General features: G+C 71.9%; 26 protein-coding genes. 12 read left to right on the top strand and 14 right to left on the bottom strand.

From position 1 onward, the window contains the following. Nucleotide 1: 1 nt before the first annotated feature. The 5 genes from AB0F61_RS14575 to AB0F61_RS14555 form a co-directional block, all read right to left on the bottom strand. Complete coding sequence (locus tag AB0F61_RS14575; protein ID WP_357808833.1) at nucleotides 2-1,468, bottom strand: HAMP domain-containing sensor histidine kinase; 1,467 nt, start codon at nucleotides 1,466-1,468, stop codon at nucleotides 2-4. Further along, nucleotides 1,461-2,153, bottom strand: coding sequence for a response regulator transcription factor (locus AB0F61_RS14570; RefSeq protein ID WP_357808830.1), 693 nt, complete (start codon nucleotides 2,151-2,153; stop codon nucleotides 1,461-1,463). The genes AB0F61_RS14575 and AB0F61_RS14570 overlap by 8 nt, the downstream gene beginning before the upstream one ends. 88 nt (nucleotides 2,154-2,241) lie before the next feature. Further along, nucleotides 2,242-2,748 carry a hypothetical protein gene (locus AB0F61_RS14565; RefSeq protein ID WP_355030976.1) on the bottom strand — a complete coding sequence of 169 codons (507 nt, stop codon included), beginning with the start codon at nucleotides 2,746-2,748 and terminating at the stop codon, nucleotides 2,242-2,244. A 111-nt stretch (nucleotides 2,749-2,859) separates the two neighbouring features. After that, entirely contained in the window at nucleotides 2,860-3,873 is a 1,014-nt protein-coding gene (locus AB0F61_RS14560; protein ID WP_357808827.1) for an aminoglycoside phosphotransferase family protein, read from the bottom strand. A gap of 56 nt (nucleotides 3,874-3,929) precedes the next feature. Next, nucleotides 3,930-5,105 carry an acetyl-CoA C-acyltransferase gene (locus AB0F61_RS14555; protein WP_357808824.1) on the bottom strand — a complete coding sequence of 392 codons (1,176 nt, stop codon included), beginning with the start codon at nucleotides 5,103-5,105 and terminating at the stop codon, nucleotides 3,930-3,932. Nucleotides 5,106-5,223: 118 nt separating this feature from the next. Between AB0F61_RS14555 and AB0F61_RS14550 the strand changes: the two genes are divergently transcribed. Further along, complete coding sequence (locus tag AB0F61_RS14550; protein ID WP_357808822.1) at nucleotides 5,224-5,652, top strand: PH domain-containing protein; 429 nt, start codon at nucleotides 5,224-5,226, stop codon at nucleotides 5,650-5,652. A 4-nt stretch (nucleotides 5,653-5,656) separates the two neighbouring features. Here the strand turns inward: AB0F61_RS14550 and AB0F61_RS14545 are convergent, their stop codons facing one another. Further along, complete coding sequence (locus AB0F61_RS14545) at nucleotides 5,657-6,568, bottom strand: rhomboid family intramembrane serine protease (RefSeq protein WP_357808819.1); 912 nt, start codon at nucleotides 6,566-6,568, stop codon at nucleotides 5,657-5,659. 100 nt (nucleotides 6,569-6,668) lie between these two features. Next, nucleotides 6,669-7,199 carry a peptidylprolyl isomerase gene (locus AB0F61_RS14540; protein WP_130405633.1) on the bottom strand — a complete coding sequence of 177 codons (531 nt, stop codon included), beginning with the start codon at nucleotides 7,197-7,199 and terminating at the stop codon, nucleotides 6,669-6,671. An 84-nt stretch (nucleotides 7,200-7,283) separates the two neighbouring features. Between AB0F61_RS14540 and AB0F61_RS14535 the strand changes: the two genes are divergently transcribed. Continuing rightward, complete coding sequence (locus AB0F61_RS14535) at nucleotides 7,284-8,060, top strand: hypothetical protein (RefSeq protein WP_357808815.1); 777 nt, start codon at nucleotides 7,284-7,286, stop codon at nucleotides 8,058-8,060. A gap of 228 nt (nucleotides 8,061-8,288) precedes the next feature. Here the strand turns inward: AB0F61_RS14535 and corA are convergent, their stop codons facing one another. From corA to AB0F61_RS14515, 4 genes are all read right to left on the bottom strand, one after another. Then, entirely contained in the window at nucleotides 8,289-9,437 is a 1,149-nt protein-coding gene (corA, locus tag AB0F61_RS14530; protein ID WP_357808812.1) for a magnesium/cobalt transporter CorA, read from the bottom strand. A gap of 321 nt (nucleotides 9,438-9,758) precedes the next feature. Continuing rightward, the gene (locus AB0F61_RS14525) at nucleotides 9,759-10,853 is read right to left on the bottom strand and encodes a PLP-dependent aminotransferase family protein (RefSeq protein ID WP_357808810.1); all 1,095 of its coding nucleotides are present in this window, start codon (nucleotides 10,851-10,853) and stop codon (nucleotides 9,759-9,761) included. A gap of 106 nt (nucleotides 10,854-10,959) precedes the next feature. Continuing rightward, nucleotides 10,960-11,418, bottom strand: coding sequence for an ester cyclase (locus AB0F61_RS14520; protein ID WP_357808807.1), 459 nt, complete (start codon nucleotides 11,416-11,418; stop codon nucleotides 10,960-10,962). Nucleotides 11,419-11,501: 83 nt separating this feature from the next. Beyond that, entirely contained in the window at nucleotides 11,502-11,894 is a 393-nt protein-coding gene (locus AB0F61_RS14515; protein WP_357808804.1) for a CBS domain-containing protein, read from the bottom strand. A 113-nt stretch (nucleotides 11,895-12,007) separates the two neighbouring features. Between AB0F61_RS14515 and AB0F61_RS14510 the strand changes: the two genes are divergently transcribed. The 5 genes from AB0F61_RS14510 to AB0F61_RS14490 all read left to right on the top strand — a co-directional run bounded on the left by AB0F61_RS14510 (nucleotide 12,008) and on the right by AB0F61_RS14490 (nucleotide 15,784). Continuing rightward, nucleotides 12,008-12,457 (top strand): NUDIX domain-containing protein, encoded by a 450-nt coding sequence (locus AB0F61_RS14510; protein WP_357808801.1) that lies wholly within the window; start codon nucleotides 12,008-12,010, stop codon nucleotides 12,455-12,457. Then, the gene (locus AB0F61_RS14505; RefSeq protein ID WP_357808798.1) at nucleotides 12,454-13,221 is read left to right on the top strand and encodes a hypothetical protein; all 768 of its coding nucleotides are present in this window, start codon (nucleotides 12,454-12,456) and stop codon (nucleotides 13,219-13,221) included. The genes AB0F61_RS14510 and AB0F61_RS14505 overlap by 4 nt, the downstream gene beginning before the upstream one ends. Before the next feature lie 79 nt (nucleotides 13,222-13,300). Beyond that, on the top strand, nucleotides 13,301-14,032 hold the full coding sequence (locus AB0F61_RS14500) for a phosphocholine cytidylyltransferase family protein (RefSeq protein WP_357808795.1): 732 nt from the start codon (nucleotides 13,301-13,303) through the stop codon (nucleotides 14,030-14,032). Then, nucleotides 14,020-15,087, top strand: a complete 1,068-nt coding sequence (locus AB0F61_RS14495) for an iron-containing alcohol dehydrogenase family protein (RefSeq protein ID WP_357808793.1) — start codon at nucleotides 14,020-14,022, stop codon at nucleotides 15,085-15,087. Before AB0F61_RS14500 ends, AB0F61_RS14495 begins: the two co-directional genes overlap by 13 nt. Next, on the top strand, nucleotides 15,062-15,784 hold the full coding sequence (locus AB0F61_RS14490) for a CDP-alcohol phosphatidyltransferase family protein (RefSeq protein ID WP_357808790.1): 723 nt from the start codon (nucleotides 15,062-15,064) through the stop codon (nucleotides 15,782-15,784). The genes AB0F61_RS14495 and AB0F61_RS14490 overlap by 26 nt, the downstream gene beginning before the upstream one ends. A gap of 132 nt (nucleotides 15,785-15,916) precedes the next feature. On the opposite strand, the gene AB0F61_RS14485 is transcribed toward AB0F61_RS14490, so the two are convergent. After that, nucleotides 15,917-17,182, bottom strand: coding sequence for a glycosyltransferase (locus AB0F61_RS14485; protein WP_357808787.1), 1,266 nt, complete (start codon nucleotides 17,180-17,182; stop codon nucleotides 15,917-15,919). Nucleotides 17,183-17,206: 24 nt separating this feature from the next. Here AB0F61_RS14485 and AB0F61_RS14480 point away from each other — a divergent pair, with 24 nt between their 5' ends. From AB0F61_RS14480 to AB0F61_RS14465, 4 genes are all read left to right on the top strand, one after another. After that, complete coding sequence (locus tag AB0F61_RS14480) at nucleotides 17,207-18,067, top strand: DNA-formamidopyrimidine glycosylase family protein (protein WP_357808785.1); 861 nt, start codon at nucleotides 17,207-17,209, stop codon at nucleotides 18,065-18,067. Nucleotides 18,068-18,331: 264 nt separating this feature from the next. Further along, complete coding sequence (locus AB0F61_RS14475; protein ID WP_357808995.1) at nucleotides 18,332-19,903, top strand: sugar transferase; 1,572 nt, start codon at nucleotides 18,332-18,334, stop codon at nucleotides 19,901-19,903. A gap of 39 nt (nucleotides 19,904-19,942) precedes the next feature. Next, a complete protein-coding gene (locus AB0F61_RS14470; RefSeq protein ID WP_357808782.1) occupies nucleotides 19,943-21,169 on the top strand; it encodes a histidine kinase in 1,227 nt (408 codons plus the stop codon). 23 nt (nucleotides 21,170-21,192) lie between these two features. Beyond that, the gene (locus AB0F61_RS14465) at nucleotides 21,193-21,954 is read left to right on the top strand and encodes a LytTR family DNA-binding domain-containing protein (protein WP_357808993.1); all 762 of its coding nucleotides are present in this window, start codon (nucleotides 21,193-21,195) and stop codon (nucleotides 21,952-21,954) included. 53 nt (nucleotides 21,955-22,007) lie between these two features. On the opposite strand, the gene AB0F61_RS14460 is transcribed toward AB0F61_RS14465, so the two are convergent. Continuing rightward, nucleotides 22,008-22,832 (bottom strand): hypothetical protein, encoded by an 825-nt coding sequence (locus AB0F61_RS14460; RefSeq protein WP_357808779.1) that lies wholly within the window; start codon nucleotides 22,830-22,832, stop codon nucleotides 22,008-22,010. Between the two features lie 15 nt (nucleotides 22,833-22,847). After that, nucleotides 22,848-23,339, bottom strand: coding sequence for a sigma-70 family RNA polymerase sigma factor (locus tag AB0F61_RS14455; RefSeq protein WP_357808776.1), 492 nt, complete (start codon nucleotides 23,337-23,339; stop codon nucleotides 22,848-22,850). A gap of 138 nt (nucleotides 23,340-23,477) precedes the next feature. Between AB0F61_RS14455 and AB0F61_RS14450 the strand changes: the two genes are divergently transcribed. Then, entirely contained in the window at nucleotides 23,478-24,128 is a 651-nt protein-coding gene (locus AB0F61_RS14450) for a DUF5701 family protein (RefSeq protein ID WP_357808773.1), read from the top strand. Nucleotides 24,129-24,216: the final 88 nt, after the last annotated feature.

The raw sequence follows: 24,216 nt of genomic DNA, 5'->3' as shown, positions 1-24,216 counted from the left end.
GTCAGGCCGATGTACGAGCCAGGTAAGGATCGCCGGGCAGCCGGACCGTGAAGGCGGCACCACCCTCCGGCGCGTGCCCCGCGACGATCTCCCCGCCCAGCCGACGGACCAGGCCGGCGGCCAGCGCCAACCCCAGCCCACTGCCCACCTTGCGCACTCCCCGGTAACGCTCGTGCAGCGCACCGCGTTCGAACGCCACCGCCAGGTCGTCGTCGGTGAAGCCGGGCCCGCCGTCGCGGACCTCAAGCTCACCGCCGGCGGCCGGATCCGCTCCGGCCGGCCGGACCGCGAGCACCACGGGCGACCCCGGGGGTACGACCCGCAGCGCGTTCTCCAGCAACCCGTCCAGCACCTGTCGGATCCGCCCCGGATCGGTGTACGCGGGCACCGGCCGACCGGGCGTCTCCAACCGGAACGGCACGCCCACCGCCGCGCACCGACCGGCCCAGGTCGGCTCCGCGTCCACGGCCAACCCGGTCAGGTCCACCGGCACCGGTTCGAGCGGGAAGTCGGCGGCCTCCAACCGGGCCAACGCCAGCAGGTCCCCGATCAACCGGTCCAGGTGTTGGGCCTCGGTCAGCATCGTCCGACCGGTGTCGACTGTGTCGTCCGCGCCGAGCACCCCGTCAGCGAGCGCCTCGGCGTACCCCCGGATCGCGGTCAGCGGGGTGCGCAGCTCGTGCGAGACGGACAGCAGGAACTCCCGCTGCCGCCCCTCACTCGTGGCCAGCGCGCCGGCCAGACCGTTCAACGCCTCGGCCAGGTCGGCGACCTCGTCCGGTGACTCGACAGGTATCCGGACGGCGCGGTCACCGGCGCGTAACCGGGCCGCGGCGGTGGCCGCGACGCGGATCGGGCGGGCCAGCCGGCGGGCCAGCAGCAGGCCGGCCACCACACCGGCGGCCAACCCGGCCAGCAGCGGCAACCAGAGGCTCAGCAGCACCTTGGCCCACAGCCCGTTTGCCGCGCCACGGGAGAGCACCACCCCATTGCCGCCGGGGAGCGCCCGGCCCTCGACCAGGGCACGCTCGCCGTTGACGACGCTCCGTACCGACACGTTGCGGCCCTGCTCGATCCGCTGCACCACCCGAGGTGGCAGGCCCGGCCGATCGACCGCCCCGCGCCGGATCAGGTACGCGTCGATGCCCTGGTTGCGTAGTTGCTGGATGAGCCGCTCCTCGTCGGCGGTACGGCCCCGGTCCAGGCGGGTCCGCAGCACCTCGGCGGCGAGCCGGGCCTGCGCGGCGAGTGCGTCCTGATCGCGTCGCTCCGCGCCACGGATCGCCAACGGCACCGCGACGATCGCTGTGACGAGCACCGACACCAGCGCGACCGCGCAGGTGACGAGCACCGCGCGGGCGGTCAGGGTGCGGCCGAACCGGACTCGTCGAGGTGCGGCGGGCGGGCCGGCGCCGACCACCGGCAGGGTCATGGTCGGCGACTCGACGGGTCCGGGGTTTTCAGGCATCGACCGCGTACCCGACGCCCCGGTGGGTCCGGATGACGCTCGCCGGGCCGAGTTTCGCCCGCACCTGGGCGACGTGCACGTCGACGGTGCGGGTGCCGGCGTGCGCCGCGTAACCCCAGACCCCGGCCAGCAGCTCCTCCCGGGTGAAGACCCGGCCGGGCCGGGCCATCAGGTGGGCGAGCAGGTCGAACTCGGTGGAGGTGAGCTGCACAGGTGCGCCCGCGACGGTGACCGTGCGGCGGCCCGGGTCCAACGTCACCGGGCCGACGACGCGGGGCCGGTCCGCGCCCTCCGGACCGCCGGCGGCCCGACGCAGCACCGCACGCACCCGGGCGACAAGCTCCCGAGGGCTGAACGGCTTGGTGACGTAGTCGTCGGCGCCCAACTCCAGGCCGACGATCCGATCCACCTCGTCGTCCCGGGCGGTGAGGAAGATGACCGGGGTCCAGTCACCGGCCTCACGTAGCCGGCGGCAGATCTCGGTGCCGGGAAGGCCCGGCAACGCGATGTCCAGGACACAGGCCACCGGGCGTAACCGGCGAGCCGCGTGCAGACCGGCCTCGCCGTCCCGTTCCAGGTGGACGCCGAACCCGTCCCGGGCGAGGTAGAGCCGGACCAGGTCGGCGATGGCCGGCTCGTCCTCGACCACGAGGACGAGCCCGCGGTGCGGCGGTTCGACGGTCACCGGCCCATGATTGCCGACGGCGAACGCTCGGGGCGATCGGTGTGTGTTCGAGTTCGGTAAAGGTGCGGCGAGGCCTGGTCCGGTCAGCTCACCAGGACGGCGCGAACACCCCGGGCCGCGCGACGGCCGGCGCGTCGCCGATGCTGGCGACGACCCGCGCGCCGGGCGGCCGCAGGCGGGTCCGGAACGCCTGGTTGAGCAGCGCGTCGAGCTGCCAGACCTGCTTCGGGTGGCTGGTACGGATCAGGAACCGCTCACGGATCCCGTCGATCGCGGTGGCCGCCATCTCGACCGAGTGCAGCCGGGGGTCCGGGCTCCAGGTGACGTTGCTCAGCTCGCGCAACTCGGTGTTGAGGTGCAGACGCAGTCGGTGCAGCAGTCGGGTCTGCTGGGTCACCACGAGCCGACGATGGGTGAGCAGGAGCAGGTAGTCGCCGGTGACCGGGCGGTCAGGGCGGCTGCAACGGGTGACCAGGATGGTGGCGTCACCGGAGCCGACACAGCGCCGGAAGACCGGCATGTGCCGGCTCACGGTCTGCACGGCCAGGCCAGCCTCGGCGGCGGCCGGGAGGAACGTTCGGGAGAAGACGTCCATGACCTGCCCAACGACCTCCCCGACAGGGTGACGTGGGTCACGGAGTTTTTTTGGAAGTTCCACGCGGCGGGTCGCACTGCCTGTCCGATTTCCGACGTGGACGGATCATGGTCAGGATCCGGTCGGCAGCGGACTTGCGGCGAACAGCTCCGCCAGCCAGCCGGGAACCGCGTCGGCGTACTCGGCCCGCGACTCCTCGACGGTGTCCAGGGCCCGACGCCAGGAGAGCGACCGGCTCACCGCCCCCAGGTCGACCGCGAGACCGGCGGCCTCGACGAGGGTCCGCCTGTCGTACCGGTCGGTCCACGCCTCCAGGTACGCGTCGCGCAACCGAACCAACTGGGCGTCGTCGGCGGCCAGCTCCGTGGCGTACCGGATGGAACGCAGGGTCACCAGCAACGTGCCGAACGGGTGCGCCACCGAGGCGTCGCCCCAGTCGAAGTAGCGGTAGCCGTCCGGGGCCGCGAAGACGTTGGCGTCGTGCAGGTCGTCGTGTTGCACAGTGGCCGGGATGCCGATGTCGGCGAGCCGCCGGCACCGCTTAGCGTACGACGGCAGCTCCGCCCGCAGCCGCTCGTGCAGATCCGGGCTGAGCCCGCCCTCGGCGCCGATCAGCAGCGACTCGTGATCGTCGAGCAGCTCGGCGAGCAGCCCGGCCAGCACCTCGGGACGGTGGTCCGGCACGCCCAGGGCGACCAGCTCGTCGGCCCGCGGCGCGGCGGCGAGCTGGAGCGCCGCGTACCCGGGCAGGGCCCGCTCCCAGTGGGCCGGATCGGGGTCGCGCGCCAGCACGTCGCGCAACGACTCACCGCCGTCGGGCAGCAGCGACCAGCCCTGCGCCGGGTCCACCGCGATCGGGGTCAGCACCCGTTCCGGCGTCAGCTCGGCGAGCGTCGCGACAAGCACCGCCTCGTGCACGGTGCCCGGGTTGTTGGCCTTGAACCAGACCGGGCCGTCGTCGGTCGGCACCCGCCAGACCAACGACCAGGGCCGCACCCTTGGCTGCACCGCCCCGGTCACCCGACGGCCGGCGCGGCTGAGCTGCGCGTCGACCCAGGAGCGGGCCCGCACCTGCCACTGCTCGCTGGACCAGTCGGGGGCGCGCTCACCGGCGATCGTCGTCACGCTGGGCACCATAGGCGGCCCTCCCGGGCCGGGCGAGGCGTTTTCCGCCGGCACCGTCAGACCAGCTCGACGATCGTCGCGTTGGCCATGCCACCGCCCTCGCACATGGTCTGCAGGCCGTACCGAATCCCGTTGTCCCGCATGTGCTGGAGCATGGTGGTCATGATCCGGGCACCGGAACCGCCGAGCGGGTGACCGATGGCGATCGCCCCACCGCGCGGGTTGAGCCGCTCCGGGTCCGCCTCGGTCTCGGCCAGCCACGCCAGCGGCACCGAAGCGAACGCCTCGTTCACCTCGTACACCCCGATCTCCTCGATGCCCAGCCCGGCGCGGCGCAGCGCCTTCGCGGTGGCCGGGATGGGCGCGGTGAGCATGGTGACCGGATCGGAGGCGGCGACCACGGCGGTGTGGATCCGGGCGAGTGGCCGCAGGCCGTGCCGGCTGGCCCATTCCGAGGTGGTCACCGCGAGGGCCGCGGCGCCGTCGGAGATCTGGGACGCGGACCCGGCGGTCACCACGCCGTCGGCGCGGAACGGGGTGGCCAGCGCGCCGAGCTTGTCCAGGGACGTGTCGCGGCGGATGCCCTCGTCGGCGAGGAACTTGCCACCATCGGCGAGCGGCACCGGCGTCAGCTCCGGGTCGAACGCGCCGGCATCCTGCGCGGCGGCCGCCTTCTCGTGACTGGCCAGCGAATACTCGTCGAGCTGGGTACGGGAGAGCCGCCACCGCTGGGCGATCAGCTCGGCGCCGACGCCCTGGTTGAACGGCAGGTGCGCGTCGTCGGCGAAGCCGTCGACGCCCCGGTAGCGGGCACGCACCTGCTCGGTGAACGGCGTGCCGCCGGCCGCACTGGCGGTGCCCAACGGCACCTGGGTCATCGACTCCACGCCACCGGCGACCACCAGGTCGGCCTGGCCGGAGAGCACGGTCGCGGCGGCGAAGTGCAGTGCCTGCTGGCTGGAACCACACTGCCGGTCCAGGCTCGTGCCGGGCACCGTCTCGGGCCAGCCGGCGGCGAGTACGCCGATGCGGGCGACGTTCCAGGACTGCTCGGCGACCTGGGACACACAGCCCCAGAAGACGTCGTCGACCTGGACCGGGTCGATCCCGGTGCGCTCGGCGAGGGCGCGCAGCACGTGCGCCGAGAGGTCGACCGGGTGGACGTTGGCGAGACTGCCCCGACGCCGTCCGACCGGGGTGCGCACCGCGCCGACGATGACCGCGTCACTCATGTTTACTCCCCGGTAACGTGGGCTGGCCCCGATCCTACGTCGTCCGTGGACCGGTCAACCGACCAGCCGGCGAGATGCCGCACCCCCGACACCCGCTCGCCGCTGGCATGCTGGGCGGGTGGACGAGAATCCCCCGGTGCGGCAGTGGCGGGTGCCGGCGACCCTGCCCGCGGTGAAGCTGGTCGGCGCGGTCCTGCTTGTCGCGCTCGGGCTGCTCTTCGCCGACGGCGACCCGGTCCGGCTGGTGGTGGCCGTCCTGGCCGCCGCCACGTTGGCCGGCTGGGCGGTACGCGATCTGGTCGCGCCGGTCCGGTTGGCGGTGGACCCTGCGGGGCTCACCGTGATCCACGGGTTCGCGGGCCGCCGGTCGCTGCCCTGGTCGACGGTCGAGGCGATCGCCGTGGACCGTCGCGCACGGATGGGGCTGACAAGCGACACCCTGGAGATCGACGCGGGCGACTCGCTGCACCTCTTCGGCCGGTACGACCTGGGAGCAAACCCGGAAGAGGTGGCCGCCGAGCTGCGTGCCGCCCGCCCGAACCCTTGATCTGTCAGCCGAGCAGGGCTGTGCTGCGGAAGAAAGCCAGGCCCAGCAGGATCAGCAGGATGATCGCGCCGCCGGCGACCTGCACCAACGTGCGTCGACTGCGCGGCGCGTACGCGAGCACCAGCGCCATCAGCGCGCCGACCACCAGGCCACCGAAGTGCCCGGGGATCGAGATGCCCGGCACGGCAAGCGTGAACACCAGGTTGATCACCAGGATCGGGATGATCTGGGAGATGTCCCGACCCATCCTGCGCTCGATGATGAGCAGTGCGGCGAAGAGCCCGAAGATCGCGGTGGACGCACCGGCGGTGGCCGAGTTCTGGGCGCTGAACAGGTACGCCGCCACGTTGCCGCCGAGGCCCGCGATCAGGTAGAGCGCGGCGAAGCGCACTCGGCCGAGGTTGGCCTCCAGGGAACGGCCGAGGACCCACAGCGCCCACATGTTGAGCAGCAGGTGGACCACGCCGTAGTGCAGGAACATGGCGGTGACCAGCCGGTACCACTGGCCCTCGGCGATCCCGCCGAGCGTGCCGTCGGGGAGGACCGCCAGCCCGAGCACGGAACCCCAGTTGGTGAGCGGTGTGCCACCGCCCATCAGGCCGCCGAAGCCGGAACCGCCCACCGCCGCGTCCCCGCCCCGGTCCGAGGCGATGGAGAGCAGCATGAGCAGCACGTTCAGCGCGATGAGCGCCTTGGTGACATAGCCGTGCCGGCCGGCGGTACCGCCACCGAAGGCGGTACGCGCCGGCCGGACACTGCGACGCCCCTCGTTGACGCACTCCGGGCACTGGTGCCCGACGGACGCCTCCCGCATGCAGTCCGGACAGATCGGCCGGTCGCAGCGGGTGCACCGGACGTAGGTCTCCCGGCCGGGGTGCCGGTAGCAGACCGGGGTGGTCGGCGGAGACTCGCTCACCGGGCCGACCCTCCGTCCACCGCCGCGCGATCCACCGGCGCCGGCCGGTGCGGTGCTCCGGAGCGCTCAATCATGCGAGCAAAGGTACCTCGCCGGTCGCTCAGGAAGCAGACCGCTCGATCTCGACCCGCTCGATGACGACGTCCTGGAGCGGACGGTCGCTCGGGCCGGTCGGGGTGTTCGCGATCGAGTCGACGACCTTCACCGACTGCTCGTCGGCGACCTGCCCGAAAATGGTGTGCCGGTTGTTCAGGTGCGGCGTCGGGGACACGGTGATGAAGAACTGCGAACCGTTGGTGCCCGGTCCGGCGTTCGCCATCGCCAGCAGGTACGGACGGTCGAAGCGCAGCTCCGGGTGGAACTCGTCGGCGAACTTGTAGCCCGGTCCGCCCCGACCGGTGCCGGTCGGGTCGCCCATCTGGACCATGAATCCGCTGATCACCCGGTGCGAGATGGTGCCGTCGTAGTACGGCCCGCTGCCCGGCTGACCGGTGCGCGGGTCGGTGTACTCACGGTTGCCCTCGGCCAGGTCGACGAAGTTGCGGACGGTCTTCGGCGCGTGGTTGGGGAAGAGCTCCAGCCGGATCGGGCCAGCGTTGGTGTGCAGGGTGGCGTAGACAGCCTCGGCCACGGGTACTCCTCACTTGTTGGTCAGTTCCATGCGGATCCTCCCATGTGCCCGATCTGGCATCGCGGAGGCATCCGAAGGTGGAGGATGACGAAGGAACAACTCCCAGGAGGTAGGACCGTGTTTGGATTCGGGCGGCGTAAGTCCCAGGGGCAGCTGGCCAAGGCCGAGCTGAACCAGAGCATCAGCCACCTGATGCAGGCAGCCAACCACGCCGCGAAGGGCGCTGGAGCGACAGTCGGTCCGCGGGTCCAGGTGGCCCGGGGCTACGTCGGGCCGGCTGCGGCGAGGGTTCGCGACCAGGCGTCGACCGGCTGGGGGACGACACTCACCACGCTGGCACCGCTGGCGGCGGCGGCCCGTGACGGCGCCGCGCAGGCAGGGCCGCTGACCAGGAAGGCCAAGTCGAAGACCATGCGGATCACCGGTAAGAAGAAGCAGCCGCGCCGTCGCGGCTCGATGATGACCGGCCTACTGGCCGCGGGTGTCGTCGCCGGCCTGGCCGGCGCGGTGGCGATGCGCCGCCGGCGGGAGCAGCAGGAGTGGGCCGAGTACGACCCGACCCGCAACCTCGAACCGATGCGCGACGAGGTCGACTCGATCGAGGTGTCCACGCCGTCCGCCCCGAAGGGGACCGACGGGGCGGCCATGACCGGCGCGGCGGGCATGACCGGTGCCGGCAGCTCGGCGGTGGCCGGCGGCTCCAGCGCGAGCACCACCGGCCCGGCCAAGCAGACAGGCATCCGTCCGACGGACAAGGTCCCGTCGGTCGCCGAGGGCGCCACGGACGTCTCCGGTCGGCCGACCGACGACCTCACCAAGGCGCTGGGCAAGGACACCGCCCGCACCAACGGCCGCCGCTGACCCAGCGACAACGCAGCGAGCGCCGGCGCGGCGGGGATCACCCTCGCGCGCCGGCGCTGCCGCATGCCCGGCGCTCGCCGTGCGTTCCGCATCAGCGCGGGCAAGTCCCACTCGGCTTCACTGAAGTCGGGGTGTCCTAGCTGCGGGACGGCCCGACTTCACGGAAGCCGAGTGGATCACAGCGCTGGTCCGGCGGCGGCGCGGTCCGAGGCGCCACCGCCCCGGCGGTCAGAGCCAGCCGTTGCGGCGGAACCAGCGGTAGAGAGCCAGCGAGACGCCGAGCATGAGGGCCAGGGCCACCGGATAGCCGTACGTCATCTTCAGCTCGGGCATGTTGTCGAAGTTCATGCCCTCGACGCCGGCGATGGACGTCCAGACCGCGGCGATGGCCGCCCAGGCGGCGATCTTGCGCATGTCGTTGTTCTGGTCCACGGTGACCTGGGCCAGCCGCGCCTGGAGGATCGAGTTCAGCAGGTCGTCGTAGGAGTTCACCTGCTCCACGGTGCGACTGAGGTGGTCCTGCACGTCCCGGAAGTACTTGCGGATCTCCTTCGGCACATCCCGGTTGACCTGGGAGGTCAGCGTCATCAGCGGCCGCTGCAACGGCACCACCGCCCGCTTGAACTCCACCAGCTCCCGCTTCATCTGGTAGATCCGCTGGATCCGCCCGTGACCATGCCGGTCGAAGACCTCCGCCTCCAGCACGTCGAGGTCGTCCTCGATCTGCTCGGCCACCTCCAGGTAGAGGTCGACCACCCGGTCGGTCACCCCGTACGCCACCGCCCACGGGCCTTGCAGCAGCAGATCCTGCTTGGTCTCCAGGTCGGCGCGGATCGGGGCGAGCCGGCAGGCATCCCCGTGCCGCACGCTGATCACGAAGTTCGGGCCGATGAAGAGCATCACCTGCCCGGTCTCCACGACCTCGGAGTTCTCGGTCAGCTCGGCGTGCTCGCAGTAGCGCGCGGTACGCAGCACCAGGAAGACGACGTCGCCGAACCGCTCCAGCTTCGGGCGCTGCTCGGCCTTCACCGCGTCCTCGACGGCCAGCTCGTGCAGACCGTAGGTCTCCGCGATGGCGGTCATCTCGGCCAACTCGGGCTGGTGCAGACCGATCCACACGAAGCCGTGTTCCTCGCGGCGGGCCGCGGTCAGCGCGTCGGCGTACGTCCAGTCGCCGGGTTGCCGCTTGCCGTCGACGTAGAGGGCGCAGTCGACCACGGCGCTGCGCTCGGTGCCGGTGGGCGCCGGCACGGGCGGCGACCCGTCGGCGTTGAGGATCCGGGTCATCGCCCGGACCGGGGAGGGCCACGCCCGAGGTCGCAGCACCCGACCGGTGGTCGGCGGTGCCGTCCGGTCCCGCTCTGTCCGATCCGTCATCGCGTCACCTCCCACGCTCGGCTGCGGCTTGCAGGCTACGCCGACCGCCGTCCGGGACGCCTGTGACGGCTGTCGCGTGGGGCGGCGCCGGGCGGGCCGGGCCGCATCGGGGGGTGTGCGGGGACGACACGGCCCACCCGGCACCTGTGGGGGCGGGAGGTTGTGCTGCCGCGGCACCCAGGTCGCGGCGGCTCGAAAGCCGCCGGTGACCTCCGCAACCGCGGGTGGGTGACGCTCGCAGCATTGTGGGCCGCTGACCGCCCCGGGCGGGAGACCCGAGGCGACCGGCGTCGTCGTTCTGTCGGGAACCCGACAGTCAGCTCAGCTACGGACCGCCTCGACGGCCTCGGCCAGCCGTCGGACACCCTCGTCGATCTTGTCGGCGGTCACCGCCGAGAAGGCCAACCGGAGAGCGTGCCGCCCACCCTCCAGCACGAAGTCGCTGCCCTTGACCACGGCGACCCCACGCTCGGCCGCCGCCGGGGCGAGCCGATCGACAAGCACGTCCTCCGGGAACTCGACCCAGAGGAAGTAGCCGCCGTCGGGTTCCACGAACCGCGCCTGCGGCAGGTGCCGGCGCAACGACTCGGCGAGCACCCGCGACCGCTCGCCCAACGCCGCCCGAACCGTCTCGATCGAGCGGTCGATGTCACCGGAGACGCAGAACTGGTGCACGATCGCCTGGGACACCATGCCCGGCGAGATGTAGAGGCTCGTCGCGTTCTTGGCGATGTCGGCGATCAGGTCCGCCGGGCCGACCAGGTAACCGACCCGCACGCCCGGGCAGACCGTCTTGGTGAAGCTCGACGCGTGCACCACCACGTTGCGGGTGTCGAGCGACAGCATCGACGGCAACGCCTCGCCACGGAACCGGACGTCCGCGTACGGGTCGTCCTCGAAGATCGTGAACTCGTACTCGGCGGCCAGGTCGAGCAACTCCCGACGCTTCTCCAGCGAGAGGGTCATGCCGGCCGGGTTCTGGTAATTCGGGATGACGTGCGCGAGCCGGGGCCGGACCCCGGACTCCAGCAGCTTGCGCAGCTCCGCGGTGTCGAGCCCATCCGGCTGGACCGAGATGCCGTGCAGCTCACTGCCCATCCGCTGAAGGTTGAGCAGCGTCCGGTCGTACGTCGGGCGTTCCACCACCACCGCGTCGCCGGGGCGGACCAGGTGGTCGAAGAGGAACGCGTCGGCCTGAAGCGACCCGTTTGTGACAAGCACCTGGTCGGCCTGGACGCCGTGCTTGTCGGCGATCCACTTCCGCAGCGGAAGGTAACCGACGGAGGTGCCATACGCCGTGACCCCCGCGGGGTCGGCGTCGAAGGCGCGGACGGCGGCGGCCTTGAGCCCCTCGACATCGACGATGTCCAGCGAGGGAGCCCCACGGGCAAAGGAGATCAACTGCTCGGCGGTCATGGATGTTGAGCGTACGGGCGGCGGCGGGGGACGCGCGGACGGCACGGCGATGTCCGCATCCTGAGCCACCGGGACGGGTGACCCGCCTCCACCGGTCGGCGTCAGATCAGACCGGAAGTGCGAGCGCGTCGTGGTGCGCCACCCGGGAAAGCCCGTCAAACTGCACGCCGAGCGCGTCGAGGAGCTGGCTCCAGTCGAAGTAGGAACGCCAGGCGGTGATCCGACCCTTGCGGGCCCGGACCACGTCGGCCACCTCCCAGCTCACCAGCCGGCCGGTGGGCGCCACAGTGCCGTACGGCGAGTGCAGCGTGCCGGTGTGGGTGCCGCTCAGGCGCAGCTCGACGGCCGCCCCACCACCCGTACGGACCGCGCCGAGCGGCTCCACCCGCAGGTCCGGGAAGGCGCCCGTCCAGGTGCGCAGCAGCGCGGGCAGCTCGATCGGACGGACCGTCACACCCGGCATGGCGTAGAAGGCCTCCGGGGCGTAGAGGTCCGGTAGACGGGCCACATCCCGACGCAGGAGCATGGCGTACTGCTGCTCGACAAGGCGCTCCGCGTCACGCATCGGGCCCTCCCCCGCGGGCCACGGCACCTCCGCGCCCGCATGGGATCCTTACCCGTCGATCCGGCCCGCCACACCTGCACGGGTCAGGTCGTGGCGGCCACCTGACTCTCCGCCCAGACCCGCATGATGTCCCGGACGGAAATCACCCCGGCCACCTCACGGCCATCCAGCACCACCAGGTGCCGGAATCCGCCACGGGCCATAGCGGCGGCCGCCTCGGCCACCGTCCATTCCGGCCCCGCGTAGACCACGTCCCAGGTCAGGTGGGCCCCGGTGCGTTCCACGTCGCAGTCCAGGCCGGCACCGATCGCCTTCAACACGTCGCGTTCGGTCATGATCCCGACCCCCTCGGAATCCGGGTCGATCACGACGGCCGACCCGACACCACGGGCCGACATCATCCGGGCCGCCTGGCGGAGCGTGTGCTCCGGACCGACGACGAGAACCTGGCTGGACATGGCATCCCGTACCTGCATCACACATCACTCCTTTGGGACGGTGGCCTCCGGTACGGACATGGTCGTCCGTTGATGTTTCCGGGACAAGACCGAACATCGCCGTACCAGCGGACGCTCGCTACTGTCGGACCGTGTCCACCGAGCCCCTGCGCTGCGCCGGCGCGCTGATCGTCGACCACGACGGCCGCATCTTCTTCCAGCGCCGCTCACCGCACCGACGCCTCTTCCCCGACTGCTGGGACATCGTCGGCGGCCACCTGGAACCGGGCGAGGAGATCGACGAGGCACTCCGCCGGGAGATCACCGAGGAGACCGGCTGGCTCCTCTCCCACGTCCTCGGCCCGGTCGGCGAGTACAGCTACGTGGGCGACGACGGCCTGGCCCGCATCGAGTACGACTTCCTGGTCCGCGTCGACGGTGACCTGGACCGCCCGACGCTGGAAGCCGGCAAGCACACCGAATTCCGCTGGCTGGCCGAGCACGACGTGGCCCTGCTGGACGAACACCGCGACGTCAACGACGGGCTGATCCGGCGGATCGCGGAGGAGGGCTTCGCGCTCCTGCGGTCGATCGGACTGTGAACACCGTCGAATTGGCGCCGCACCGCGTCGCCGGGCTGCTCGCCCCAGCCGTGGACCGGGTCTTCCGCGCCGGCATGCTGGCCGGCCGCGACGGTGGAGGCGCCGAGCTGAGCCAGCGGTACGGCGGGCCGACCGCGAGCGGCTTCCTGGTGGACCTGCGTACCCGCCTGGCCGCGCCGGGCGGCACTGTCGACGCTCCTGGATTCGCGGCGATCACCCGGTACGGAGATCCGGTCGTCGTCCGCCGGACCGTCGACAAGCAGGTGGCGCACGGGATGCTCCACCGCCGCCCGGACGGCGCGCTCTCCGCCACCGAGCGGGGCGCGGCCTTCCTCGCCGAGCTGTACCAGGTGCACGCGGAGGTCACCGAGGAGCTGTGGGCCGGGCACGACGAACGGGTGTCCCGGCTGGTCGCGATGCTCGGCCGGCTGCTGTCGTACGCCCTGGTGCTGGCCGACGCCGACGGCGACCGGGGCGGCTCGGCCTTCGCCGCGATGGCACCCCCCTACGAGCCGGACGGCACCCCGTCGGGGGTGCTGCTGCTCAACCGGCTCGGCACGCTGCGCTACCACCGAGCCGACGCGCACGCCGACGCCTGGGCCGCCGCCGGGCACACCGCGTCCAGCATCGCCGCCCTGCCAGCCGGCCCCGAACGGCTCGCCATCGAGCTGGAGACCGACCGTCGGGCCGCCGGCCCGTACTCCGTGCTCAGCGCGGACGAGCGGCTGACCATGCTCGCCGACCTGGCCGCCCTGCCCGGCTGACCCGGTTGGCCGGAGCGGCGAGGCCAGCCGGCGCTATCCTCCAGCGGTGACGGGGAGCAGGACGAGGGAGGATGTCGCGATGATCGGAATGGTGCTCGCGGCCGGAGCAGGACGCCGGCTGCGCCCGTACACCGACACCCTGCCCAAGGCGTTGGTGCCGGTGGACGGCGACACCACGATCCTGGACATCGCGCTGGGCAACCTCGCCGAGGTCGGGCTCACCGACATCGTGATCGTGGTCGGCTACGCGGCGGACGCGGTCCGCGAGCGGCAGGCCGACCTGGAGAAGCGGTACGGGGTCACGCTCACCCTGGTGCACAACGACAAGGCCGAGGAGTGGAACAACGCCTACTCGCTCTGGCTGGCCCGGGAGTACTTCGCCCGTGGGGTGCTGCTTGTCAACGGGGACACCGTGCACCCGGTGAGCGTGGAGAAGACGCTCCTCGCCGAGCGCGGGCCGGGCATCCTGCTCGCCGTGGACACGCTGAAGCCGCTGGCCGAGGAGGAGATGAAGACCACCTTCGACGCCGCCGGCCAGCTCACCCGCATCACCAAGATCATGGACCCGGGCGAGGCGTACGGGGAGTACATCGGCGCGACGCTTATCGAGCCACAGGTGGCCGACGCCCTCGCCGACGCGCTCGAGGCGACCTGGCGGCGGGACCCGAACCTCTACTACGAGGATGGCTACCAGGAGTTCTCCGACCGCGGCGGGGAGGTGCGGGCGGCGCCGATCGGTGACGTCCCGTGGGTCGAGGTCGACAACCACGCCGACCTGGCCCGCGCGCGGGAGATCGCGTGCCGCTACTAGCTCGGAGCGTCCTCACCCCGCTGCACATCGACGTGCGACGCGGGGCGGTCGCCGACCTGGGCGCGATCCTGGCGGACGGTCGGATCTCCTCTGGCGGCGACGTCGCGGTGGTGGTCGGCCCGGGTCAGGGTGCCCAGATCGCGGAGTTGATCCGCCCTTCGCTGCGCTCGGCGGACGTGTTCACCGTCACCGGGGGAACCCTGGACGCCGCCGACGACCTGGGCGGCAAACTCCGCGCCCGCTCGTACGACGCGGTCGTGGGCATCGGCGGCGGCAAGACCATCGACGTCGCCAAGTACGCGGCCACCCGCCGCGGGCTGCCGATGGTGTCGGTGGCGACCAGCCTCGCCAACGACGGGATCGCCTCCCCGGTGGCCAGTCTGATCACCGACGGGATCAAGGGCTCCTACGGCGTGCACATCCCGATCGGGGTGATCGTCGACCTGGACTTCGTGGACAGCGGCCCGGACCGGCACAACCGGGCCGGCATCGGCGACGTGATCAGCAACATCAGCGCACTGGCCGACTGGGACCTGTCCCGACAGGTACGCGGCGAACCGGTCGACGGACTGGCCGCCTCGCTCTCCCGTGCGGGCGCCGAGGCGGTCCTCAACCACCCGGGCGACATGAGCGACGACGCGTTCGTCATCGTGCTCGCCGAGGCACTGATCTCCAGCGGCCTGGCGATGGCGGTCGACGGCACCAGCCGTCCGTGCAGCGGCGGCTGCCACGAGATCATGCACGCGGTCGACTCGCTCTTCCCCGGCACCGCCTCGCACGGCGAGCTGGCCGGGTTGGGTGCGCTGTTCTGCACCTGGCTGCGCGGCGACCTCCGCCGCTTCCGGGAGATGTCGGCCTGCCTCGCCCGGCACGGTCTGCCCCGCCTCCCCGCCGAGGTGGCGCTCAGCGACGACCAGTTCGTGGAGGCGGTGCAGTTCGCCCCGCGTACCCGGCCGGACCGCTACACGATCCTCGAACACCTGGCACTGTCGCCTACCGAGACCCGGGAGCGGCTGGCAGACTACGCCGGTGCAATCCGCGACCAGCTTGGCTGACCCCCGTCCCACCGTCGCCGACTTCCACCGGGTGAACCGGGGCGGCGGCCTGTTCAGCGAGTCGATCAGTCAGTGGTTGGGCGCCGTCTTCGCGCTTGTCGCCCAGCGCCTCGGCCTGCGTCCCACGGCGCTGACCATCACCAACCTGGTGCTCGGCCTCGCCACCTCGGTCACCGTTGTGGCGCTCGCCGGCCCGGTCGCCGCCGGCGACGTACCGGCCTGGGTGGTCGGCCTGCTGGCCCTGGTCGGCTGGCAGGTTGCGTACTCCCTGGACTGCGCCGACGGGCAGCTCGCCCGGGTGACCGGCCAGGGCAGCGCGGCCGGGGCCCGGGTCGACGTGCTCTGCGACGTGGCGGCGCAGATCGCGCTGGTGGCCGCGCTTGCCGCCACCGCCGTGGCGCAGGAGCCGTCGACGCCGACCTGGCTGGTGGCGACGTTCGCGGGGACCTGGATGGTCAACCTGGTGACGTCGGTGATGCAGGCCGGCCCGAACGCCGCCAGCATGGTCACCTCGACCTCGCTGCCGGTGCGCCTCGTGAAGCTGGTCCGCGACTACGGCGCGGTGGTCTTCGTGGCCGCCCTGGTGCTCGCCGTGGCCCCCGCGCTGGTCCTCTGGGTGATCGTCGCGTTCACCATCGTCAACGGCGGCTTCCTGCTCGCCAGCATCGCGTTCTCCGCCCGCGCCTCCCTGCGCTGACGGCCATCACCTCACCGCTCGGCCGCAAGATCCGCGCAACTTCCCCGAAGGTGCTGCCTCCCAGGCCCCGGAGACACCAACATCCCTGATGTTGTGCGGATCTTGCGGGGCGGCGCGGCCAGCGGCGGTGGGTCAGGCGTGGTTGGGAGTGCGGGCCAGACCCGCGTAGACGTCGATGAGCTGCTTGGTCACCACGTCGGGGTGGAAGGTGCGCTCGTAGCGGGCGCGGGCGGCCGGGGCCAGTCCGGCCGCACCGGCGCGGGCGACCGGTAGGGCGGCGGCCAGCGCGGCCACCTCCGGTGCGACCACCCAACCGGCCTCGCCCGTCCCGATGCCGGCGGGCATGGGCGACCCACCCCCGACGACGGCGGAGGCGACCTCGGCCGGGCCGGTGCCGGCGGGCTCGTGCGGGGCGTCGGCTCCGACCAGGTACGGGATGCCGCCCAACGCCGTGCCGAGCACCGGCCGGCCGCTCGCCAACGCCTCGATGATCACGGTCGGAAGCACGTCGTGCCACATGGAGGCGGCGATCACCACGGCGCTCGCCTCGACCGCCGCCCGCACCCCGGCCCGGTCGAGCTGACCGAGGTAGACCACGTCGGGGCGCTCGGCGGCGGCGGCCTCGACCAGCGGGCGCAGCTCACCGTCGCCCGCCACGCGCAGCGTGCCCAGGGCACCAGCCGGGTGCTGCCGCCAGGCGTTCAACAGCAGGTCGACGCCCTTCTCCGGGGAGAGGCGGGCCATGTACAGGAACCCGTCACCCAGCGGCGCCGGCCGACCCGGGTCGGGCACCGAGTTCGGCTTCACCACGATCCGTTCGTCCGGAATGCCGTAATCGCGGAGGTGGTCGGCGATGGCCGAGGTGAGCGCGACGTACCGATCCACCGACCGCCAGGTCCCCCGGTGCACGGCCAGGGTGGTCGCCATCAACGCGCTCTGCGCCGCCGAGTCGCGGTAGCAGCGATGCTTGATCGCCGGCACACCCAGCGCCCGACCCTTGCAGTCCTGACAGATCACGCCGTCGCGGAAGTAGATCCCCGACGAGCAGACCTGCCGGTAGTTGTGCACCGTCTGCACCACCGGCACGCCGTGGCGGTGCGCCGTCCGCACCACCCAGGGCGACAGCAGGGGGTACGGGTTGTGCAGGTGCAGAACGTCCGGCCGGTGCTCGGTGAGCAGCCGGCTCAGGTCGTGCTGGGCGCGCGGAGCCCAGATCGGCGAGATCGGCAGCAGCGCCTTCGCCGCCTTCGACATCGACGGGATCTCGTCCGAGCTCCGGATGAAGGGCAGCACCTCGACGCCAGCGGCGGTGAGCTGCGCGATCTCCGAGTCGACGATGGTGTTCTCGCCGGACGGTTGGGCTTCCCGGTACCGGTTGTGCGCCACCACGATTCTCACGGGAAAGAAGGCTACCGTTGAGTCGTGCCCGAACTACCGGAGGTTGAGGCGCTCGCGGGTTATCTGCGTCAGCGCGCGGTGGGCCGGCGCGTCGATCGACTGGAGATCGCCGCGATCAGCGCCCTGAAGACGTACGAACCGGCACCGACCGCTGTCGCCGGCCGGGCGGTGGTCGACGCCAGCCGGCACGGCAAGTTCCTCGACGTGCTCTTCGAGGGCGACCTACACCTGGTGGTCCACCTGGCCCGGGCGGGCTGGCTGCACTACCGGGAGGCGTTCCCGGCCACCACGCCGCTGCGTCCCGGCAAGGGGCCGATCGCGCTACGGGTACGCCTCGACGACGGCTCGGGCTTCGACCTCACCGAGGCCGGCACTCAGAAGAAGCTGGCCGCGTACCTGGTCACCGACCTGGCGGCGGTGCCCGGGGTCGTCAAGCTGGGCCCGGACGCGCTCGCCGCCGATCTGCCCACCTTCGCGGAGCGACTGCGCAGCCGGCGAGGGCAGGTCAAGGGGGTGCTCACCGACCAGTCGGTGCTGTCCGGGGTGGGCAACGCGTACTCCGACGAGATCCTGCACACCGCGAAGCTGTCCCCGTTCGCGATCACCGATCGGCTCACCGACGCCCAGATCGCCACCCTGCACGCGGCCACCCGGCAGGTCCTCGGCGACGCGGTCGAACGGTCCCTCGGCCAGCGGGCCGCGGAGCTGAAGGGCGAGAAGCGCTCCGGGTTGAAGGTGCACGCCCGTACCGGGCTGCCCTGCCCGGTGTGCGGGGACACCGTGCGTGAGGTTTCGTTCGCCGATTCCAGCCTCCAGTACTGCGCGACGTGTCAGACCGGCGGGAAGCCCCTCGCTGACCGACGGTTGTCCCGACTCGTACGGTGAGTAATTCCACTCCGAGACTACGCAGCGGAATCGCCCACGCTGAGCGGAAGCTCCGGTCCGCCGTTCTCGCCAGGCGCGCATCCATCGGTATAGTGGCCCGGTCCCCGGCTTCTGAAATGGTGCGGAGCCGGCCAGATCGCACCGGCACCATCGCTCGCCAATCTCCTTCGGGGCGGCGACCGGTCGGAGCCCGCGTGGGAGACTGGGACGGTGGGCGACCCGGGCCCTCACGCCGAGTGAGCGGCCCGTGTCATGCGGGAGGACATGGGTGAGGTGACGGCAAGCCTCCAGCGCCCGGTAACCAACGAAGGCCGGAGCAGACTCGTGCGGCACGTCGACAGCTTCGAGATCCAGCCGCCGACGCCGCCGTCTCACAACGGCGTCCCCCGGTCGGCGTGGACCAGGTCGCGTCGCCGGGTCTCCCGCTGGCACCGCCCCTACATCGCCATCCTGCTGCTGCTCGACTTCGGCGCGGCGGCGTTCGCGAGTTGGATCGCGATCCAACTGTTCGACCAGGCCGCCTCCGGGTTCTCCGGCACCCAGCAGGACCCGACCTGGTTCCACACCGTCTCCTACCTGCTGCTTCCGCTCGGCTGGGTGGTGATCCTCTGGAGCAACCGGGCCTACGACCGGCGCTACCTGGGGCTCGGCCCGGACGAGTTCAAGCGGGTGATCCGCGCTTCGGTGACGGTGGCCGCGAGTGTCTCGTTCCTCGCCTTCTCCACCGTGACCCAGCTCTCCCGGTTCACGGTGGGCACCGCGCTCGTCGGTGCGACGCTGCTGATCCTCTGGGGTCGTTTCGTGGCCCGCTGGGCGCTGCACTACATCCGGCGGCGGGCCGGCCAGGCCGCCCACCGGATGGTGCTGGTCGGCACCCTGCCCGAGTGCCTTGAGGTCTACGCGGCGGTCACCCGCAGCCCGGCCGCCGGGCTGATGCCCGTCGCCATCCACATCACCGACGGGTATGCGGCGGCCCGAGGCATGCCGACCCCGGTCCCGGTGTACGCCGGACGCGACGTTCTCGCTCTCGTCCGTGAGGTCGGCGGAGACACCATCGCCGTCTGCGGGTCGGCCAGCGCGGAGCCCGGTGAGTTGCGCCGACTGGCCTGGCAACTGGAGGGCTCCGGTGTCGACCTGGTGGTCGCCCCGCAGTTGACCGACATCGCCGGCCCTCGGGTGCACATCCGCCCGATCGAGGGTCTGCCGCTGCTGCACGTCGAGGAGCCGACCCTCTCCGGGCCGGCGCTGCTGGCCAAGAACCTGATGGACCGGGTCGCCGCCGGCCTCGGCCTGCTGCTGCTGGTCCCGCTCTTCGCGGCCATCGCCGTGGCCATCCGGATCTCCGATCCGGGGCCGGTCTTCTTCCGCCAGCCCCGGGTGGGGCACGAGGGGCGCACGTTCCGGGTGTGGAAGTTCCGGACCATGTACGTCGACGCCGAGGATCGGCTTGCCAGCCTGGTCGACCGGAACGAGACCGACGGCATGCTGTTCAAGATGAAGCAGGACCCACGGGTCTTCCCGGTGGGCCGCTTCCTGCGGGCCTCGTCGCTTGACGAGCTGCCACAGTTGATCAACGTGCTCTGGGGGGAGATGTCGCTTGTCGGGCCGCGCCCGCTGCCGGCCGACGACGGCGACTTCCTCGGTGACGTACGCCGACGGCTGCTGGTCCGCCCCGGCATGACCGGCCTGTGGCAGGTCTCGGGCCGCTCCGACCTGTCCTGGGACGAGTCGGTCCGGCTGGACCTCTACTACGTCGACAACTGGTCGCTGGCGTACGACCTGAGCATCCTGTGGCGCACCGTCGGAGTGGTGCTCGCCCGCAAGGGCGCGTACTAGGGCCTTGGCGCACCGGCTCCCAGGGGCAAGGATCACTGCGTGGGCGCCAACCTCTCCGCCGTGGTCGGCGTCGTATCACTCGTCACCGCGTTGACCGCGGCCCTGCTGGCGGTGCTGCGGCTGCGGGCCCGCCGGGGCATCGCCACCGCCACCCAGCGGGCCACCTACGAGGTGCTGCACACCGCCGGCCTGGCCGCCGAGCCGCTGCGGGCGGGGCTGAGCGCCGCGGGCGCGGCGAAGGCCGTACGTCATCTGCGGGCCCTGGTGGGCGCGGTCGGGCTGGCACTCACCGACGTCGACCGGCTGCTGGCCCTCGACGGGCGGGGCACGCACCACGGCGACCAACTGCTCGCGGCGGCCCGGCGGACGGTCGACACCGGGCGGTCGACGGTGCTCGGCGAGCAGGAGCTGCACTGCGACCGGGTCGACTGCCCGATCCGGGGGGCGGTGGTCGCGCCGTTGCAGGGGGCGGACGGCCGGGTGGTCGGCGCGCTGGTGGCGATCGCCGACAGCCCGCCCGCCCCCGGGTTGGTGCAGGCCACCCTGGAGACCGCGCACTGGGCCGGCAACCAGCTCGCCCTGGCCGAGCTGGACTCGTCGCGGGAGCGGCTGGCCCGCGCCGAGATCCGCGCGTTGCGGGCGCAGATCAGCCCGCACTTCATCTACAACGCGCTCACCGCAATCGGTTCGTTCGTCCGCACCGACCCGGAGCGGGCCCGGGAGCTGATCCTGGAGTTCGCCGAGTTCACCAGGTACTCGTTCCGGGCGCACGGCGAGTTCACCACCCTCGCCGAGGAGCTGCGCTCGATCGACCGTTACCTGACGATCGAGCGGGCCCGGTTCGGCGACCGGTTGCAGGTGCGGTTGCAGATTGCACCTGAGGTGCTGCCGGTGACGCTGCCGTTCCTCTGCCTTCAACCGCTTGTGGAGAACGCCGTCCGCCACGGGTTGTCCCGCAAGCCGGGCACGGGCATGGTGAGCATCGAGGCCCGGGACGCGGGCGCGGAATGCCACATCACGGTGGAGGACGACGGAGTGGGAATGGACCCGACCACGCTGACCGCCGGCATCGCCGAGCTGGCCCGGGGCACCGGCGACCCCGGCGACGACCCGGGTCAGCACGTCGGCCTTTCCAACGTCGACGAGCGGCTGCGCTCGGTCTTCGGGGACCGGTTCGGCCTGGTGGTGGAGACGGGGCTGGGCTCGGGTACGAAGGTGAGCATGCGGGTGCCGAAGTTCCACCCCGGTGTACGGGCTGGATCGTGAGCGAGCGAACCGGGGCGGGGGCGGTGAACGGGTCCGGATTTCTCCGGGTCCTGGCGGTGGACGACGAGCCGCCCGCGCTCGACGAGCTGGCGTACCACCTGCGGGCCGATCCCCGGGTGGCCCGGCTGCACACCGCCGGGGACGCGACGGAGGCGTTGCGGCTCCTGCGGGACGGTGACGTGGACGTGGTCTTCCTGGACATCCGGATGCCGGGCCTGGACGGGATGGAGTTGGCGCGGGTGCTGCGCCGGTTCGCCCGGCCACCGGCGATCGTCTTCGTCACCGCGTACGACGACGGCGCGGTGGACGCCTTCGACCTGGGTGCCACCGACTACGTGCGCAAGCCGGTTCGTGCCGACCGGCTGGCCGAGTCGCTGCGTCGGGTGATCGGGGCGCGGGTGGTGCCGTCGCATCCGGCGGCGCTGGCCCGCGCGGAGGAGGACCCGACAATTCCCATCGAGTTGGCCGGCACGACCCGGATGCTGCCCCGCTCGGCGGTGCGCTGGGTGGAGGCGCAGGGCGACTACGCCCGGTTGCACACGGCGGACGGGTCGCACCTGGTGCGGGTCTCGCTGGCCACGCTGGCGGAGCGGTGGGCCGATGCCGGTTTCGTCCGGGTGCACCGGTCGTACCTGGTGCAGCTCAAGTTGATCGCGGAGCTGCGGCTCGTCAACTCCGGCTACGTCGTGGTGATCGACGCCACCGAGCTGCCGGTGAGCCGGCGGCACACCCGGGAGCTGAAGGACAAGCTGGTCCGGGCGGCCAAGCAGGACTGGGGCCGCTGACCCCGGCTCCAGCCCTTCGCACCGTCGTCGGCTCCGCCCCGCCCCGGCGGTGGTCAGGCCTTGACCTGGTCGGCGATGGTCAGGACGATGGCCTTCAGCTGCTCCATGGACAGCGGCGCGTTCGGCTGCGCGGGCACCGCCGACTCGTCGACCCCGACCATGTTCAGCACGCTCGCCTCAAGCATCCGGTTGCCGGGCAACTGGATCGCGATGAGATGCTGCACGCTCCTCTGCTGCTTACCGGTCAGCGTCTCGGTCTTCAACCGCGCCCCGCTCGGGGTCGTGCCCGCCTCGCACACCCTGCGGTAGCGGGTGTCCTCCTGGATGCCCTGTGGCAGCTGGCACGGCCAGTGGAACCCGCCCGGCCCGTAGGCCGCGTCGGGGTACTCGTCCGGGCTGATCGACACGCCCAGGGAACCCTCGCGACCCTGGTAGGAGATGCCGGAGGAGCCACCGACTGAGTCCGGGGAGCCCCGGTGGGTGAACGTCGGCGGCTGCCCGTCCGGCTTGCGAGGCTCGTCGAGGTGTTCCGGCATCCAGATCCACTTCGCGCCGGGCGCCACCTTCCGGAGCGCCCGGTCCAGCTCCTGGCTGAGGCGCTTGGCGCTGGCGTCGGCCGCCTCGTCGGTGTCGAAGACCAGGCGGAACCGGTTGTCCGCGGCGGGCAGGGAGGCAGCGGCCTGCGGCGTGGCATCGGGCCCCCGGTCGCGTACGGCGACGCTGACGCCGCCGGCCATCGCCAGGGCCAGCACGGCGGCCACCGAGCCGCCGATCCGCCGGGCGGTCCTGAGCCGCCGTTCCCGTCGGACGATGCCCTTGAGATCGACAGTGGGCGCTGGGGGTGTACCGATCAATTCGTCGAACAGCTGGTGACTCATCTGGTGCCTTCCCGCTCAGTACTGACTGTTGACGGCGGTGCGCAGGTTCGCCAGCCCGCGTGCGGACTGGCTCTTGACGGTGCCGGCGGAGATGCCGAGGATCCGGGCGGTCTCCTCGACCGAATAGTCGAGGTAGAAGCGCAGGACGAGCACCGCCCGTTGCTTCGGAGCGAGCGAGCGCAGCAACGCGGCGAGCCCGTCGCGATCGGTCACCGTCTCGGGCACGGCGCGGGCCACGTCCGGCACCTTCGCCCACGACTGCTCGCGGTTGCTCCAGGGCCGACGCCGCTCGTCGAGCCAGCAGCGGGTCAGGACCCGCTGCGCGTACGCGTCGCGGTTGTCCGCCCGACGTACCAGGCGCCAATTCCGGTAGAGCCTCGTCACGGTGACCGAGACGACGTCGTCGGCGGCGTGCCAGTCCTGACAGAGCAGGAACGCACTCCGTCGCCAGCGGTCCATCCGGTCGGCGACGAAGTCGTGGAAGTCGTCCTCGTCGGCCCGCCTCACCGCGGTATTTCCCCTCTGCTGACCATCACGGTCGTACGACGGACCACTGGCCCGCGAGGGTTGCATCCTGGCAGCGGGAATAACATCGGCAAGCCGTACGTCGTACGGTACCTGGAACGACGACGAACGGAGCTGCCCGTGTTCGACGCTGCCACCGAATTCGACAGCCAACTCGACCGCTTGGTGCACCTGGGCTACCCCGACCTGGCCGGGCTGCCCGAGAGCGCCTTCCGCGACCTGGTCGCGCCGCTGCGGGCCAGGGCGATCGAGGGCACCGCCGGCCTGCCCGCCCCCACCGACGCCCGGGTGCCGTTCCTGCTGGTCATCACCCGGGACCTGATCGGGGTGGTGGAGCGGCTGGGGCTCACCACCCTGGCCGGCAAGCGCAAGCCCGGCATCCTCGACCGCAACTACGCCGACGACGACCTGCCGCGCTTCGACCCGATCAAGGAACTGGAGGTGCCCACCGGGCCGGCGTACCTGCTCTTCGACGTCGACCGGGGCGAGGAGTTCCGCAATCTGGCCCCCGCTACCGCCATGGAGGGGATCACCGCCCAGGGCCGGCTGCCGCTCACCATCGACGAGGGTCTCGCCTTCGTCACGCTGCACCCGGCCGCGCTGGCCAGCAACAGGTGCTTCTCACTCGTCGGCTCCCGCTGCGGTGACAAGCGGGTGCCGGCGATCTGGATCAGCCAAGGGGCACCGAAGCTGGGCTGGTGCTGGTACGGCAACCCGCACACCTGGCTCGGCTCCGCCTCGGCCCGCCCGGAGCGCGTCGGCCTGGGGTGACCGTCCGCTGAGGAGGGATGACCGGTCGGGCGGATCCGCCCGACCGGCCCTGCCGGCGGATATCGCCGGTGGCCTATTCTCCGAGAGC

Source organism: Micromonospora sp. NPDC023888, from assembly GCF_040639415.1.
Classification (GTDB): Bacteria; Actinomycetota; Actinomycetes; order Mycobacteriales; family Micromonosporaceae; genus Micromonospora.
This window is presented reverse-complemented; position numbering and strand designations above follow the sequence as displayed.